The sequence below is a fragment of the Paenibacillus sp. FSL R5-0475 genome (assembly GCF_038004585.1).
Lineage (GTDB): Bacteria > Bacillota > Bacilli > Paenibacillales > Paenibacillaceae > Paenibacillus_AQ.
In genome coordinates this window covers 5262067-5277574 of sequence record NZ_JBBORK010000001.1, presented here as the reverse complement: position 1 = coordinate 5277574, position 15508 = coordinate 5262067, and the positions used below count along the sequence as shown (strand labels likewise).

Annotated in this window: 14 protein-coding genes and 1 riboswitch; all 14 genes read left to right on the top strand. The window is 45.1% G+C overall.

The features are described from left to right. Positions 1-115: 115 nt before the first annotated feature. Positions 116-219: riboswitch (purine riboswitch) on the top strand. 171 nt (positions 220-390) lie between these two features. Further along, a complete protein-coding gene (locus MKX41_RS23605) occupies positions 391-1005 on the top strand; it encodes a xanthine phosphoribosyltransferase (protein ID WP_340973403.1) in 615 nt (204 codons plus the stop codon). Further along, positions 999-2318 carry a nucleobase:cation symporter-2 family protein gene (locus tag MKX41_RS23600; protein WP_076121591.1) on the top strand — a complete coding sequence of 440 codons (1320 nt, stop codon included), beginning with the start codon at positions 999-1001 and terminating at the stop codon, positions 2316-2318. The genes MKX41_RS23605 and MKX41_RS23600 overlap by 7 nt, the downstream gene beginning before the upstream one ends. Before the next feature lie 213 nt (positions 2319-2531). Continuing rightward, positions 2532-3830, top strand: a complete 1299-nt coding sequence (locus MKX41_RS23595; protein WP_042192785.1) for a GntP family permease — start codon at positions 2532-2534, stop codon at positions 3828-3830. Positions 3831-3863: 33 nt separating this feature from the next. Then, positions 3864-5012 (top strand): glycerate kinase family protein, encoded by a 1149-nt coding sequence (locus MKX41_RS23590; RefSeq protein WP_340973398.1) that lies wholly within the window; start codon positions 3864-3866, stop codon positions 5010-5012. Between the two features lie 150 nt (positions 5013-5162). Next, positions 5163-6197 (top strand): CdaR family transcriptional regulator, encoded by a 1035-nt coding sequence (locus MKX41_RS23585; RefSeq protein ID WP_340973397.1) that lies wholly within the window; start codon positions 5163-5165, stop codon positions 6195-6197. Positions 6198-6284: 87 nt separating this feature from the next. Continuing rightward, a complete protein-coding gene (locus tag MKX41_RS23580; RefSeq protein ID WP_340973395.1) occupies positions 6285-7640 on the top strand; it encodes an MFS transporter in 1356 nt (451 codons plus the stop codon). Positions 7641-7707: 67 nt separating this feature from the next. After that, the gene (locus MKX41_RS23575; protein ID WP_042192779.1) at positions 7708-7923 is read left to right on the top strand and encodes a hypothetical protein; all 216 of its coding nucleotides are present in this window, start codon (positions 7708-7710) and stop codon (positions 7921-7923) included. 27 nt (positions 7924-7950) lie between these two features. Further along, the gene (locus MKX41_RS23570; protein ID WP_042192777.1) at positions 7951-8637 is read left to right on the top strand and encodes a hypothetical protein; all 687 of its coding nucleotides are present in this window, start codon (positions 7951-7953) and stop codon (positions 8635-8637) included. Next, a complete protein-coding gene (locus tag MKX41_RS23565) occupies positions 8634-9836 on the top strand; it encodes a glutathionylspermidine synthase family protein (RefSeq protein WP_340973394.1) in 1203 nt (400 codons plus the stop codon). Before MKX41_RS23570 ends, MKX41_RS23565 begins: the two co-directional genes overlap by 4 nt. A gap of 39 nt (positions 9837-9875) precedes the next feature. Then, positions 9876-10469 (top strand): hypothetical protein, encoded by a 594-nt coding sequence (locus tag MKX41_RS23560; RefSeq protein WP_179085796.1) that lies wholly within the window; start codon positions 9876-9878, stop codon positions 10467-10469. After that, the gene (locus tag MKX41_RS23555) at positions 10466-10858 is read left to right on the top strand and encodes a DUF350 domain-containing protein (protein WP_042192771.1); all 393 of its coding nucleotides are present in this window, start codon (positions 10466-10468) and stop codon (positions 10856-10858) included. The genes MKX41_RS23560 and MKX41_RS23555 overlap by 4 nt, the downstream gene beginning before the upstream one ends. A 123-nt stretch (positions 10859-10981) precedes the next feature. Next, the gene (locus MKX41_RS23550; RefSeq protein ID WP_339267802.1) at positions 10982-11995 is read left to right on the top strand and encodes an ion channel; all 1014 of its coding nucleotides are present in this window, start codon (positions 10982-10984) and stop codon (positions 11993-11995) included. Positions 11996-12133: 138 nt separating this feature from the next. Next, a complete protein-coding gene (locus tag MKX41_RS23545; RefSeq protein WP_340973392.1) occupies positions 12134-14182 on the top strand; it encodes a catalase in 2049 nt (682 codons plus the stop codon). Between the two features lie 173 nt (positions 14183-14355). Next, positions 14356-15495 (top strand): glycosyl hydrolase family 8, encoded by a 1140-nt coding sequence (locus tag MKX41_RS23540; RefSeq protein WP_340973390.1) that lies wholly within the window; start codon positions 14356-14358, stop codon positions 15493-15495. Positions 15496-15508 lie beyond the last annotated feature (13 nt).

The window sequence follows — 15508 nt, the reverse complement described above, 5'->3', positions numbered from 1 at the left end:
CACTACTAAATGTAAACAATTGAATTTCGTGAAAATAACCTGAAAATGGTATGCAAAACACTAAAAATTTTGCTTGTAAGCACCAGACAGAGCGTGTAAGATATACAAGGTATTCATATCGAACATTAATAAAACTCATATAATCTTGGGGATATGGCCCATAAGTTTCTACCGGATAACCATCGTAATTATCCGACTATGAGTGAAATAGCGCATCTAGGGTTCCGCTTTCTTCTTTGGAGGAAAGGTCTGGACCGAGCGATGCGGACACTATGTAGTGTTACACCACTAAGGGACAAAAGCCCAGAAGGACAGATTCACTTGAGAGAAACGACTCAAGGGATTTGTCCTTTTTTTGTTTTTTTAATGAAGAGGAGAGATTAGTTCACGATGAAAGTACTTCAAGAGCGCATTAGACAAGAGGGTCTTATTTTATCAGATACGGTACTGAAGGTAGATTCATTTCTGAATCATCAGGTCGATACGGAGCTAGCGCTGCAAATCGGTCAAGAGTTCAAAAAGTTGTTCGGTCATCAACCGATCACTAAGGTGATTACGATTGAAGCTAGTGGGATTCAGTTCGCCATGGCTACTGCGATTGCATTAGGTGTACCGTTTGTTTATGCGAAGAAAAAGAAAGCAGTAACGCTCTCAGAGGCTGTCTACTCAGCGCCTGTACATTCCTTTACTCGCCAAGAGGATTATCTGGTCAGCGTCTCCCAGAAATATCTTGGACCGAATGACAAAGTGCTTATTGTGGATGATTTCCTCGCTACTGGTGCTGCACTTGTGGGACTGGTTGATATCGTAAAAGAGGCAGGAGCAGAGCTCCTTGGCGTCGGTTGTGTCATTGAAAAGAGCTTCCAGGAAGGCCGGAGCCTTCTGGAGAACAGAGGCATAGAAGTCCATGCCTTGGCCCGTATTGCATCTATGTCACCAGGTGAAATTCACTTCATTGATAATGAAAGCTCATTAGAGAAAATCAAGGAGAGTGCGGGATGTTAAGCAAGCAAAAGGTATTTACGTTAGGTCTTCAGCATGTCCTAGCCATGTATGCAGGAGCAGTAATTGTACCGCTGATTGTTGGGGGTGCCTTGAAGCTAAATGGGACTCAAATGGCTTACCTCATCGCAGCCGATTTGTTCACTTGCGGATTGGCCACACTGCTGCAAATAATGGGCACTAAGTATTTTGGTAGCAGGCTCCCAGTTATTCTTGGATGTACCTTTACAGCCGTTGGCCCGATTATTGCGATTGCCTCGACACATAATCTGGCGACTGCGTACGGTGCGATCATTATTTCCGGTTTGTTCGTTGTTCTTGCGGCCCCGCTTTATGGGAAGCTGCTGAAGTTCTTCCCGACCATTGTAACGGGTTCTGTCGTGACCATTATCGGGTTATCTCTTATTCCAGTAGCTATGAATAACGTTGCTGGCGGAGAAGGCAGCGCTGATTTTGGACAACCCCGTAATTTGCTGCTTGCACTGATTACACTACTTGTCATTTTAGCAGTTAATCGTTTCGCCACTGGATTCCTGCGCTCGATCTCAGTTCTGGTAGGTCTTGTGGTGGGTACAGCGATTGCTTATGGAATGGGTATCGTTAATTTTTCTACGGTAGGTGACGCTTCTTGGGTAAGCATCGCACAACCGTTTTACTTCGGATGGCCTGAATTCAGTCTTACTGCAATCTTCACTATGATCATCGTTAACATTGTTAGTATGGTGGAGTCTACTGGGGTTTATTTTGCAGTAGGTAAAGTAATTGATCAGAAAGTTGAACAGAAGCAGATCGTAAACGGACTGCGTTCCGAGGGAGTAGCAATTATGCTGGGCGGAATTTTTAATGCTTTCCCATACACTGCTTTTTCTCAAAATGTGGGTTTGATTTCGTTGTCTCGCATTAAGACCCGTAATGTTATTTTTGCCGCTGGCGGGATCATGATTGTACTAGGACTCCTGCCTAAGCTGGCTGCCTTGACGACGATTGTACCGAATGCCGTACTTGGTGGAGCCATGATTGTCATGTTCGGATCGGTTGCCGTTTCCGGGATATCCATTCTATCCGATGTGGATCTCCGCAAGGATGGTAATCTACTGATCGCTGCTTGCAGTATTGCTGTTGGCTTAGGTTCAGCGACACTTCCTGCAATGTTCGCAGAGCTGCCTGAATTTGCGCGGATGCTGCTACAGAACGGTATCGTATCCGGTTCGCTTACAGCGATTGTACTGAACATTGTCCTCTCCAAGACAAAGGATGATGTGCAGGTAGCGGATAACACCGTACCTGTTCTTGCTAAGGAATCTCAAGTCTCCTAAACTTATTTGATTCATGATAAAAGACCAAGCCTGGGTGAAGTATAAACCTAAGCTTGGTCTTCTTTTGTGTTCGGGGATTGTGCATTTGCACAAAAAAATAGGTTGTCCCGTCAATATAATTGGGTTTGTTAGCGCAGTATACTCAGTTTAGAAAGCGTTATCAAAACACACACTTTAAAGTGTCATACTTTTATATTAAGGGGGCAACTAGAGATGGAAGGCACAGTAATTAACTGGATGGGCGCTGTTGCAGGATTGATATTAGCCGTCGTATTGATTTTTAAAAAGGTTAATCCGGTCTACGCACTCTTTTTAGGCGCAATTGCCGGAGGGATATTGGGCGGCGCTTCTATTGCGGAAACGGTACAGTATATTATCGATGGAACGAATAGTGTAATGGGGGCAGTTGTACGTGTACTCGCTGCAGGTGTGCTGGCGGGGGTACTGATTGAATCAGGTGCAGCCGAACGGATGGCTGAGACCATCGTAGACAAGCTTGGTGAAAAGAAAGCCTTATTGTCTATAGCACTAGCTACTATGATTATTACAGCAGTTGGTGTATTCATCACGGTAGCCATCATTATCGTCGCTCCGATTGCTTTGTCTGTGGGTAAAAAAATCGGCATTTCCAAAACAGCCCTACTGCTCGCTCTGGTTGGTGGCGGTAAAGCAGGTAATATTATTTCTCCAAACCCAAATACCATTGCCGTAGCGAAGGGCTTTGATGTAGATTTGGCTCAGGTGATGATCCATGGGTTCATCCCAGCCGTTGCGGGTCTGATTGTTACTGTTATTATTGCTAATCTCCTAGTCAACAAAGGTGTGAAAATCGCAGACGGTGATGTTGTAACGAAAGAGGAAGATACTTCTAAGGTTAAACCAAGCTTCGGCCGTGCTATCGTCGCTCCAGTTGTCGCTATTTTGCTTCTGGCCATTAATCCGGTCGGAAATATTCTGAATATCGAATTGTTGAAATCCTTTAAAGTTGACTCTATGATCATCTTGCCTCTTGCCGGTATTATTGGACTGATTGCAATGAAACAGACAAAGAACATCATTTCTTTTACGACATCTGGATTGAACAAAATGACGGGTACAGCCATTATCCTGATTGGTGCCGGCGCCATCGCTGGCATTATCTCAAAGTCTGACTTAAGTGCTACGGTTGTTGATGCAATTACAGCTATGGGGATCTCAGGAACCTTCCTTGCTCCGATTGCAGGTATCTTGATGGCGGCCGCTACAGCGTCCACATCTACGGCTTCTATTGTGGCAGCTGGATCGTTCGGGCCCGCTATTCTATCTATGGGGACAGCGCCACTTAATGCGGCGATTATGGTGCATACCGGGGCTACAGTGATTGATCATCTGCCACATGGTAACTTCTTCCACGTAACTGCAGATTCCGTTAAGATGAATATCAAGGACCGGATGTCACTGATTCCTTACGAAAGTCTCGTGGGTCTGACAATGGCTATCGTTGCTACTATACTTTACGGCTTCATCCTATAATAATTATCTCTAACTAGAAGGGACCGATATTCTATGAAAAAAGACCTGGTTATCGTTCTGGCACCGGATTCTTTCAAAGAAAGTATGACAGCTAAAGAAGCTTGTGAAGCCATGGAAAGAGGCATTCATAAAGTGAATTCTAATATAAATTGTATTCATGTACCTATGGCGGACGGTGGCGAAGGAACGATGCAGTCCTTGGTCGATGCAACCGAGGGCACCGTATATACTACTAAAGTTAAAGGCCCTCTTGGCAATGAAGTTAGCGCATCCTACGGAATTACAGGTGATGGATTGACAGGCGTACTGGAAATGGCCAGCGCGAGCGGCATTCAGTTGGTATCCCCTGAGGAACGTAACCCTTTGATTACAACAACTTACGGAACAGGACAATTAATCAAAGCCTGTCTGGACCGTGGTGTCAGCAAACTGCTAATAGGTATCGGAGGTAGTGCCACCAATGATGGAGGTGCCGGGTTGGTTCAAGCGCTAGGCGGCAGACTTCTGGACGAAGAAGGGGATGAACTGATATTTGGCGGCGGTGAGCTTGGCAGATTAGCAAGGATCGATTTGAGTGAATTTGACCCTCGCCTGAAGGATGTGCAGGTTGAAGTGGCCTGTGATGTTACGAATCCATTATGTGGTCCGACCGGAGCTTCCAATGTATTTGGTCCGCAAAAGGGTGCTACTTCAGAGATGATCAAACAGCTCGACAGTAATCTTCAGCATTATGCGAGTGTCATCAAGGAACAGCTTGGAATCGATATTATGGATATGCCTGGAGCTGGTGCAGCCGGTGGACTTGGTGGAGGGCTGGTAGTGTTTTTAAACGGAGTGTTAAAAAAGGGCATTGAGCTTGTCATTGACTACACCGGACTTGAAGAAAAGGTGCAACAGGCTGATATGGTGTGGACCGGGGAAGGGAGCATCGACTTCCAGACTCAATATGGCAAGACACCGTTAGGCGTTGCCCAGGTCGCTAAGAAATATAATAAACCCGTGCTAGCCTTCGCGGGACGGATCGGAGACCAGACAGAAGTGTTGTATGATAAAGGAATCGATGCTATTTTTGGCATTATGCCAGGTGCGGCTTCATTGGAGGATGCCCTGAAGAAAGGGCAGGAGAATCTGGAAAGATCCGCTGAGAACGTGGCCCGGTTAGTCGCACTGAACCAAGGTTGATCATTATAAAAAGCGACGGAGAGATTACATCATCCTTATTATTCCTACGAGAAACGGTTATCGTCTTTTAAGGACGACAACCGTTTCTTCTTGTTTATTTTTAAGGTAGAAGCTTTCTGAGTAGAATATACAGGAACAGGAGGGGCAGACATGAAGATATCGAAATCACTCGCAGGACAAATCGCACAGGAAATGATGAGTGTAGTTCCTTATAACATTAATGTTATGGATGAGAACGGCTTTATTGTAGGGAGTGGAGATCTAAAACGGGTCGGAACCTTACATGAGGGAGCGAGAATAGCCATTCAAAGTGGGCATGTCTTTGAGGTATACGAGGACGGCATTGGAATGAAGCCAGGGGTGAATGAACCCATTATTATAGACCATAAAGTTTTGGGTGTGGTAGGCATTACGGGACATCCTGATGAGGTTAGACCGTTTAGCAAGCTGGTCAGAGTTACTACCATATTACTTATAGAGCAGGAAGCAAGGAATAAGCAGGAGCAGGATGACAGAGTAAAGCGTGTGAAATTTTATCATGAATTGTCTTATCGTAAAGAGGCGTATGATCTTGAATTTCTAGAACGGGCGAGTAGCTATGGGCTTGATCTGAAGAAGAAATGCTGGGCCATCCTGGTAGATGGAGACGTGAATGGGAAGGAGTTCAGAAGCGTTTTTAGATCCTATCCGCATTACTGGAATTTGGAGAACGACAAGGCTGTTTTTTTCATCACAGACGGATTTCTCTATAAAGAGCTGATAGGAAAGCTTAGTGCTTGCGGTGATGTGAGACGGATCGGCTCTGGCGAGGCAGAGGAGTTAGCCGCTTATTCGTTGGAACAGGCACAGGCGGCCATTCATATTGGCAGTAGAGTCGATCCACTCAAAAAACTATATACCTATGCAGAATTGAGGTTTCTAATACACTTATCCTATGACGGGGATGAGCGGCCAGGGACGATTTATGCTCTTCTGGATCAGTCGGGAGACAAGACGGGTCTGATTGAAACACTGCAAGTATTTATTGCGGAGAATGGAGATCATAATCGAACGGTACAGAAGTTGAATATTCACCGAAATACACTGAATTACCGACTTAACCGCATTCATACATTGACGGGTAAAAATCCACGCAACTATATAGAGCTGTTCGAACTGGTATGTGGATTGATGTGGCGCAAGTAATCCTCCTCTTCTAATTGCCAACCTCTTTTTATAGGCATAAAATTAGTTGAGCATGTATAGATAAATTAGGACAGGGATGGAGTAGGAATGAATGAGAAAGTAGGAATGAATGATAAAATTGTCATGCCATTATGGACGATGTGCCTCTTTATTGTAGTGATGAACACAACGATGTTTAATGTATCGCTTCCAACCATTATTCAGGATCTCCAAATTTCTGCTGACCTAGGCTCGTGGGTCATTTCCAGCTATTCGATTGGATATGCGTTGTCGACGGTTATTTATAGCCGGTTATCCGACTTGGTGCCGATTCGCAAGCTCTTGACCATTGGCTTAATTACGCTTGGGACAGCATCAGTGTTTGGATTGTTCGCACATGACTTTAATATGCTATTGATTACAAGAATCCTACAATCTGCGGGCGCCGGATCTATGGCTGGATTGGGGCTTGTGCTCGCCAGTCGCTATGTTCCGATTGAAAGACGCGGTGCTGCTATTGCGATGATCTCGGCGGGTAGTGCAATGGCCTTTGGTTTGGGTCCTATTGTGGGAGGTGTCATCAGCCAGTACTTTGGCTGGAACGGATTGTTCGGCATAACTTGCCTTGTGCTTATCGTGCTGCCGGTACTGCTGCGGTTATTGCCTAAGGAACAGCCACAGCCTGCAAGCTTTGACATCCTGGGGGCGGCGCTGACCGTGGTAAATGCAGCAAGTCTGCTGGTAGCCGTAACTACCCAGTCGCTTGTATGGCTAGCCGTGGGGGTAGTGTCTATTATCGTGCATGCCGTACATCTGAAGAAGGCCAAGGAATCATTCATTAATCCACAGTTGCTTACCATGCCGGGTTACTTGAAACTGGTTGCCATAGGCTTTTGTATTCTGGTGCTGAACCTAGGGAACTTGTTCCTGATGCCGCTTGCGCTCGCTAATCTGTTTGATAAATCAGCGCTGATGATTGGTTTGTATATCGCACCGGGAGCGCTATTATCTGCATTTCTGACCCGTTATGTGGGACGTTTTATTGATCGGTACGGTAATATTCGCTTCTTAGTGATTGGACATTGTATACTTGCAGCCGTTATGGCTGTGTTTGCCCTGAATCTTTCTGTATCACCTGTAGTACTGCTGCTAGGTTATCTATGCTTCTCTCCCGCTTTCTCAGCTACGATGGCATCCTTAAACAATGAAACTTCTATAGTTCTTCCAAGGACTTGGATTGGTTCTGGTATGGGGCTTTTACAACTGGTTCAATTCTTCGGAGGCTCTGTATCTGTTGCAGTCTGCGGGCTTTTACTGCATGCTCAGCGTGATATCTCCCCTGCAAAAGCATATCAGCATGTATACGGCGTGTTGCTCCTCGTTTGCTTGTGCTCGTTAGGAATTCTTCTTTTATATAGACGTTCTAACGCCAAGAGTAAGGTTGGGCAGTCTATGCACACCTAGAACTGAAACGAAAAGGTAATAAAGACGTATCAGATGCTATAGCAGAACTAAGGAAGGAATGGTAATAATGGACAATGGGATGAATGTAATCTTATTTGAAAAAATGCCGGAAGGCGGGCTGCGAGTCATTGAGGAACGCACGTGGAGCATGAATATGATCGCAGCGTTAGAGCATGTCAATTATATTGTGGTTGGCAGTGTTGAATATGAAACGGTTGAAGGACGGCTGAATGTAGATGAAGGCAAGCTGGAGCTTTTACTTGTTCCGATGCACAACGAATGATTGAGATAAGGGAAGGAGAACCTTACGATGTCTAAAGATGAAAAGGATAAGGAATTAGCGGTATCCAAATTATTCACTTCTGATGGTAAGCCCATTCGAGTATTATCTACTTCGCTAGGCATAGCTTTGTTAGCGAATGCTATGTTTATTCCTGGCGGCGCAGGGGCTAGTGCAAATACTTCTGGAGATGAACCCCAGCTAGTGTCCTGGTCTACCGAAGAGGTTAAAGCCTATTTTGACAAAAATGTGGATTGGAATATTCCATATCCGGAAGGTACACAAGAGGTAGAACAGGAAGGCCAAGGTGTTGTAACCAATAATGGAACGACGGTAGTGAATAACTATGGTGGATATCATTCAGGTTTTGGTTGGGATGACTTGCTGCTATATCACATGCTGTTTAACAGTGGTGGCAATTACTCTTCCAGAGGATGGTCTAAGGACCGTCCAACTTATTATGGAGGCACGAGAACAACTTATAAGCCGCCTACCTATAGCAGTGAGAAATTCCAGAATAAGAAGGTTCCCGGTTCTGTTGTAAAGCCCAAAACATCGACTTCCTCCACAGGCTCTATTACGAGAAGAGGTTCTTCCTCAAAAAATGGAATCGGTGGCACTTCCAGCGGATTAAATTCTTCGAAGAACTCTAAATCTAGCTCAGGCTCGAAGTCCTCTTCGAGATCAGGCTCAAGTAAGAGTGGTTTTGGCGGATGAGTGAGCAGCAGAGTGTATTTGAAATTCTAGATCAGTCTGAGCTTGAAAGAGGTCCACGGGTCAAAGCGTTATATGAACTCGGGTTCACTTGGGCTGATCTTGAGGATGAAGAGTACTGGTTGGATGCAATTGCTCTAATGCACAGGGACACTTATAAGGAGCTTGAAGAAGCCTCATCAAAACTCTGGGCCATTCTCGATAAAGCGGTTCGCTATGTTCATCTAAAGCGCGATTTGTATGAACTGCTTGGGATTCCCCCTGTACTTTGGGAGATGCTTGACGGGTGTCCTATGCCAGAAGAAGGATTCATTAGTCGGTATGCCAGATTTGACTTTGCCATAGCCCATGATGGGACGATTAAGCTGCTCGAACTGAATGCGGATACCCCAACAGGTTATGTGGAAGCCTCGATAGCTACACCATGGATCTGTGAGCAAGCTGGAATGCAGAGTCCAAATCAAGGGATGAAGGCACAAGTTGCGGCAGCTTGGCAGGTAGAACGTCCGGATACCGCAGCTTGTGTGGCTTATGGATCTCATCTTGAAGATTCAGGTACGATAGAAGCATTAGTGAAGCACAGTGGTCTCGATATCCAGTGTGTGGATTGTCTTGATCTGTGGGTCGACAACGGAATTCTCAAGGATGGGGAGGACCGTGTGATCGAGCGGATGTTCGCTCTATATCCTAAAGAGTGGATGGCTGTGGATGAAGGCGGTGATGCCCTCGCCTATACGGTAGAGCAAGGGAATCTTCAGCTCTTTAATGGTCCTCACAGTATATTGCTCCAATCCAAGGGGCTGGTTGCAGCGGTGTGGGGAATGTATGAGCTGGGCCTGCTATTCGACAAGGAAGAGCGAGAGACGATCTCGCGCTATATTTTGCCTACTTATAATAAGCCTGTATTCTCAGGGAACTTTGTGTCCAAATCTGTTTTTGGTCGTGAAGGGGGTTCGGTGCGCATGTTTGATGATAGCGGTGCGCTAGAGCTTGAAGATGAAGACGGTTATGACAGTAGTCAGCTCTTCCCCACTGTGTATCAAAAAAGAGCCGATTTAGCACGGATAACGACATCAGAGGGTGAATTTCATCTGCTGACAGGCATGTTCGTGATTAACGGGAAGCCTTGTGGTATGCTCGGCCGAGCGGGCGGATTGATTACAGGCAATGCCAGTCATTTTATTGCGTTGGGAGTGAGATAATTGGATAAGAGCAAGAAAGCCCGAATCGGAGTCTTATGTATGATGCTTTTGACGGTACTGTTGCTAAGCGCATGTTCCAGTAATCAGGGCAGTGTATTTGATTCAGGAACAGCTCAAACTTCAGATAGTGTAGCACGGGTACCGTGGGACTACCGGGTGGTAGAGAGTACCGTAGGGGATTTAATTGGGAGTGACATGACGGTTTTACCGGATAATGAACTGCTCCCGAATGATGGGAATTATGCTACTGGCGATAAAATTTGGACACTTCAGTTCATGGACGCCGAGTTAATCACGGATGCTGATCAGAAGAATGAAGTTCGCCTGTCTTCATGGAGCACGATTAAGTCTTATGCAGATGAAAAAACGGCAGCAGAGGATCTTACCAATCTTAAAGTATCGGTAACCACTGATGTTGATCTTGTAGGAGTATACAAGACTAAGTATAAGGATAAGACAAGAAACTTTGCGGTGCTTGAGCTCCCTTCAGGTAATCGGATTAAGCAGCCGATTGATGATGAACGCTATACCGCATTAGAGAAAAAGAAAACCGCTTCCGTAGTCCTTGAGGAAGTACATGATTTTGCCGACTATGATTCGGCTTATGCGAAATTTCGGGGGTGGGCGAAGTGACGATGGTGGTTAATTTGGTAGTGAGTGTGTTTGTGATTATTCTTTTGCAAGTGTTAGGCATGGTGATCTTTGGTTTGATGACTCCGTTTAAAGATATGGAGGAGCTGAAGAAAGGCAATGTGGCTGTAGCCTTGGCTTTAGGCGGCAAGTTTCTGGCAACGGCTATTATTATTGGCGTAGCGGCATATACGAATACCTCCATTCTGCACATGATCATTTGGTTTGCGGTAGGTTATGTGTGCTTGATTGCGGCTTATTGGATCTTTGAATTAGCAACCCCAACCTTTAAGATTTCAGAGCATCTGGAGAAGGGAAATGTGGCTGTAGGCACTATGCTTTGCTTGGTGTTTATTGGGACAGCATTTGCGATTAGCAGTTTGATTGTTTAGTTCGAGTATGAAATAGGGTTGAGACAAAGGTTGCCCCGATCCATCCATCGAGCGGCAGCCTTATTGAAAATCTAAGAAAGTATAAGTTTTACTTTTAGCTTGATGTGAAGAAGGGGTGGGCAGATGCATCTGTTTCTGAGAATTTCCACCAAGATGATGCGGTTGCGTAAACGGACTATAGGGTTAATTATTCTGATCTTTATAGTTCTTAGTGCGTCGATTGCTTACCTGATTGAGCCGGGTACGTTTCACAGTTGGTTTAATGCATTCTATTGGGTTATGACAACGATGGCGACAGTGGGGTATGGGGATTATTTTGCAGAGACCGTAGTTGGAAAGCTGTTTACCATGTTTCTATATATCTTTGGTATCGGCCTTCTCAGCTTGGTTATTGGTAAGGTCATTGACTCCATTGCGGAGGTGCAGAGAAGGAGAGGAGCGGGAACGTTGAGCTTTCGGGGAAAGGACCATGTAATTCTAATTAATTGGAGTAAGAAAGCACAAGCTGCCGTAGACGAGGTTCTATGCTATTCGCCAAAATGCCACATTGTCATCATTGATGAGACAGGAAGTCATCCTCTGGAGCATATGGATCAAGTTCACTTTATAAGTGGTGATGCCTCCAGTGATGAGATTCTTCTTAAGGCTAACATCCATGAAGCAAGAGCAGCCATTGTGTTCGGGGACACAAGGATTGATGAAGCATCGCTGATCGACGGCAAATCTTTGTTAATTGCCTCTAGCATTGAGCGCATTGCGCCACAAGTACATACGACTGTAGAAATAATGCAAGAGAAGAATATACAGAATTTCAGGCATGTCCAAGTAAACGAGTTCGTTCTTTCGCATGATGCCATCTCCAGACTGGCTGTTCGTTCTGCACTGCAAGAGGGAAACTCTGAGGTGATAACGCAGCTGCTGAGCCGTAAATATGGTGATGATATTTATGAGATTCCAGTGAATACTACGTGGAAGACTTATGGGGATGCATTTCAGAGCCTGCTTCTGCAAGGTGCAACCTTATTGGCGGATCGTAGCGATCTAAGTATCAATCGAAAGCTGGATCAGGCTATTCCTAAGGATGCTAGATTGTATGTTGTTTCCGATGAAGAGACGTATCGTAAGATTAAAGATTAGATCAGAATTAGCTGGATCAGGCGGGTTTTCGGGAGCTGAGGCTTCGCGGGAATCCGCCTTTTTTTGTTTGCCAAACTTTCCTAAAGGGTAAGAGATACATGATAATATTTACTTTACCTTTGGAAGGAGCAATTGTTAATGAGTGAACATCAAAAAGTGAACGGAAACAGCAAGAATGAGCAACTGGAACAGTTTCGCAGTAAGGATGAAGGTCACACCTTAACAACGAACCAGGGTTTAAAAGTATCAGAGGATGAGTTCTCTCTGAAAGCAGGTGATCGGGGCCCAACCTTAATGGAAGACTTTCATTTCCGGGAAAAAATGACGCATTTCGATCATGAGCGAATCCCTGAGCGAATCGTGCATGCACGTGGATTTGCTGCTCATGGTGAGTTTGAAGTATATAAATCACTGAAAGAATATACAAGGGCGAAATTCCTTCAAGATCCCTCCGTGAAGACACCGGTGTTTGTCCGATTCTCGACGGTAGCCGGATCACGGGGATCAGCCGAGACGGTGCGGGATGCCCGCGGATTCTCTACCAAATTCTATACAGAGGAAGGGAATTACGATTTAGTCGGAAATAATATGCCCGTCTTTTTTATTCAGGATGCGATCAAGTTCCCAGATTTAGTACATGCGCTTAAGCCTGAGCCGCACAATGAAATGCCTCAAGCCGCATCGGCTCACGATACCTTTTGGGATTTCATAGCCAATAACCAAGAATCGGCCCATGTGGCAATGTGGCTGATGTCGGACCGCGCTATTCCACGTAGCTTCAGAATGATGGAAGGGTTTGGGGTGCATACTTTCAGGTTGATTAATGAGCAAGGAAAAGCCCATTTTGTTAAATTCCACTGGAAACCAGTGCTCGGTGTACACTCTTTAGTGTGGGACGAAGCTCAGAAAATATCAGGAGCGGACCCTGACTTTCATCGTCGTGATTTATGGGAATCGATTGAAGCCGGCAACTTTCCGGAATACGAATTGGGCATTCAGCTTCTAAGTGAAGAAGATGAATTTAAGTTTGATTTTGACGTGCTGGATCCTACAAAGCTCTGGCCAGAGGAAGATGTACCTGTACAGATTGTTGGGAAAATGACCTTGAACCGCAACGTGGATAATGTCTTCGCCGAAACGGAGCAGGTAGCTTTCCACCCTGGACATGTGGTTCCAGGCATCGATTTCACCAATGATCCACTGCTTCAGGGCAGATTGTTCTCTTATACGGATACTCAGCTAATTCGGCTTGGCGGTCCTAACTTCCATGAGTTGCCGATCAATAGACCGGTATGTCCTTTCCACAACAATCAGCGTGACGGGCATGGACGGCAGACGATTAATCAGGGTTCAGTGAGCTATCACAATAATTCGCTTGCTAAAAATACGCCTGCACCTGCAACAGAGGCTGAAGGTGGTTATGTACATTATCAGGAGAAGGTTGAGGGCCGTAAGGTGCGTAGCCGGAGCAAAAGCTTTGAAGACCATTTTTCACAAGCCAAGCTGTTCTGGAACAGCATGAGTGCTCCAGAAAAAACGCATATTATTGAAGCCTATTCATTCGAGCTCGGGAAGGTAAAGAGTAAGTCTGTCCGGCAGCAGGTTGTAGATATGCTCGCGAACGTTACGTTAGAGCTTGCTGTGCCTGTAGCAGAAGCTATTGGGGCGACGCCACCGAAAACGGGCGGTTCCGAGGTGGCTCAAATCTCCCCGGCACTAAGTCAGGCAAATACGAAGAAGCACCCAAACACACGTAAAATAGGTGTGATTATAGGCGACAGATTTGATGAAGACTTGGTGATGCCTGTTCTGGATACGCTTATGAGAGCCGGGATCCAGCCGGAAATAATCAGTGATAAGCTTGGATTTATTAAAGGCTCGAAGGGGACAGAGCTTGAAGTCATTCATACCTTATCCACGACAGATTCGGTGCTCTTTGATGCAACTTATGCAGCTGGTGGAAATTCGGAACATAAGAAATTCCATAAAGATACAGCGCAATTCCTGAACCAAGCCTATTCTCACTTTAAGCCCATCGCGGTGACTACTGAAAATGCTAAACTACTTGAAACGGCCGAGCATAGAAGCAGTCCGGGTGTAATCATTGGAGATGGCGGAGAGGTGTTCGCTGCCAGCCTTGTCGCGGCAATTACTGCCCATCGTTTTTGGGAACGTATGAATGAATAAATAACTGATACAGAGGGGATATCCCGCTCGCCAAAGGCGTAAGGATATCTCTTTTTTGTCTAAGGATAGATACATAACGCTCACAGTTTGATTTAACATTTTGTTGTATATTACCGTTATAGATAATACTAGGCAGTAAGCAGAATAGGAGAATATTAAAAGGAGGTGATCACTTGAGGAAAATAATTATTGCTGCACTAGCGATATTTGCAGGCATTATAGGGTTAACGGCATGCGAAAAAACGGCAGTACCGAATCCGTCCAATAGTGTTCATACTAATTCTCCAGCTCCAGTAGATTCGGAAAATGATACTAAGGTAATCCAGACGCAGGAAGTAACTAACTTAGAGCAGTTTATTACCTCGAAACTCACAGGCGAGTACGGTGTATATACTAATTTTATTGAAACAGATCAGTCGGCGGAAGCGGCGAGTGGACACGAAGTTCTGAGTGAATCGGCATCTCTCCGGATGCTGGCAGCTGTGCGTAGCGGCCAACAAGAGAGATTTACAGAGCAATGGCAACTAGCTAAGCAAACCTTTGATATCAACAGCGGTTTCAGCTACCGTTACAGTCCTAAACAGCAGAAGCTATACCCCTTGAATGCTGCCGTTGATGATTTGCGTATGATTCAAGCTCTTTATGAGGCAGGGGAGAAGTTCGGCGATAAACGTTATACAGCTGAAGCGGATAAATATGGCGAAAGATTTTATGATTATAATGTAAAAGACGGAAAACTTTATGATTTCTACGATATGGAATATTCTTCAACAAACACATTCGTCACTTTGTGTTATATTAATTTGGGCACTTTGCGAAAAATGTCGTTTCCTAGCCAATTTAGTAAGAAACTGACGAATGATTTGAACGTAATATTGGAAAACGGATATTTATCGGATGAATTCCCCTTTTATGAGACACGGTTTAATTATGAGACCGGAAAATATAGTTCGGAAAACATCAATACAGTAGAGTCGCTTTTATCCATTCTAGCCTTAGCTGAAGTGGGCCAGCAGAAAGCCACCAGCATTGATTTTATCAAGCAACAGGTCGAAGCTGGAACGTTATATGGGCAATATTCGAGAGAAGGTAAGCCGCTGAACGATATCCGCTCCACAGCCATTTATGCCATTACGGCTATGATCGGCGCAGAAATCGGCGATGAATCTCTCCACCATAAAAGCATTGAAAAAATGAACGAGTTCAGAGTAACAGATGTGGATAGCCCACTGTACGGAGGATTCGGTGATGTCGCTAGCGGCCAAGCTTATTCTTTTGACAACCTGATGGCATTACTGGCCTATGTCTATTAACTTAAACTTATTG

Bases quoted from the DNA above. Each gene is read 5' to 3' on its own strand.
- MKX41_RS23560 (WP_179085796.1), top strand. From the start codon at position 9,876: ATGATGCTTTTGACGGTACTGTTGCTAAGCGCATGTTCCAGTAATCAG.
- MKX41_RS23605 (WP_340973403.1), top strand. From the start codon at position 391: ATGAAAGTACTTCAAGAGCGCATTAGACAAGAGGGTCTTATTTTATCA.
- MKX41_RS23590 (WP_340973398.1), top strand. From the start codon at position 3,864: ATGAAAAAAGACCTGGTTATCGTTCTGGCACCGGATTCTTTCAAAGAA.
- MKX41_RS23585 (WP_340973397.1), top strand. From the start codon at position 5,163: ATGAAGATATCGAAATCACTCGCAGGACAAATCGCACAGGAAATGATG.
- MKX41_RS23545 (WP_340973392.1), top strand. From the start codon at position 12,134: ATGAGTGAACATCAAAAAGTGAACGGAAACAGCAAGAATGAGCAACTG.
- MKX41_RS23580 (WP_340973395.1), top strand. From the start codon at position 6,285: ATGAATGAGAAAGTAGGAATGAATGATAAAATTGTCATGCCATTATGG.
- MKX41_RS23570 (WP_042192777.1), top strand. From the start codon at position 7,951: ATGTCTAAAGATGAAAAGGATAAGGAATTAGCGGTATCCAAATTATTC.
- MKX41_RS23550 (WP_339267802.1), top strand. From the start codon at position 10,982: ATGCATCTGTTTCTGAGAATTTCCACCAAGATGATGCGGTTGCGTAAA.
- MKX41_RS23565 (WP_340973394.1), top strand. From the start codon at position 8,634: ATGAGTGAGCAGCAGAGTGTATTTGAAATTCTAGATCAGTCTGAGCTT.
- MKX41_RS23600 (WP_076121591.1), top strand. From the start codon at position 999: ATGTTAAGCAAGCAAAAGGTATTTACGTTAGGTCTTCAGCATGTCCTA.
- MKX41_RS23595 (WP_042192785.1), top strand. From the start codon at position 2,532: ATGGAAGGCACAGTAATTAACTGGATGGGCGCTGTTGCAGGATTGATA.
- MKX41_RS23575 (WP_042192779.1), top strand. From the start codon at position 7,708: ATGGACAATGGGATGAATGTAATCTTATTTGAAAAAATGCCGGAAGGC.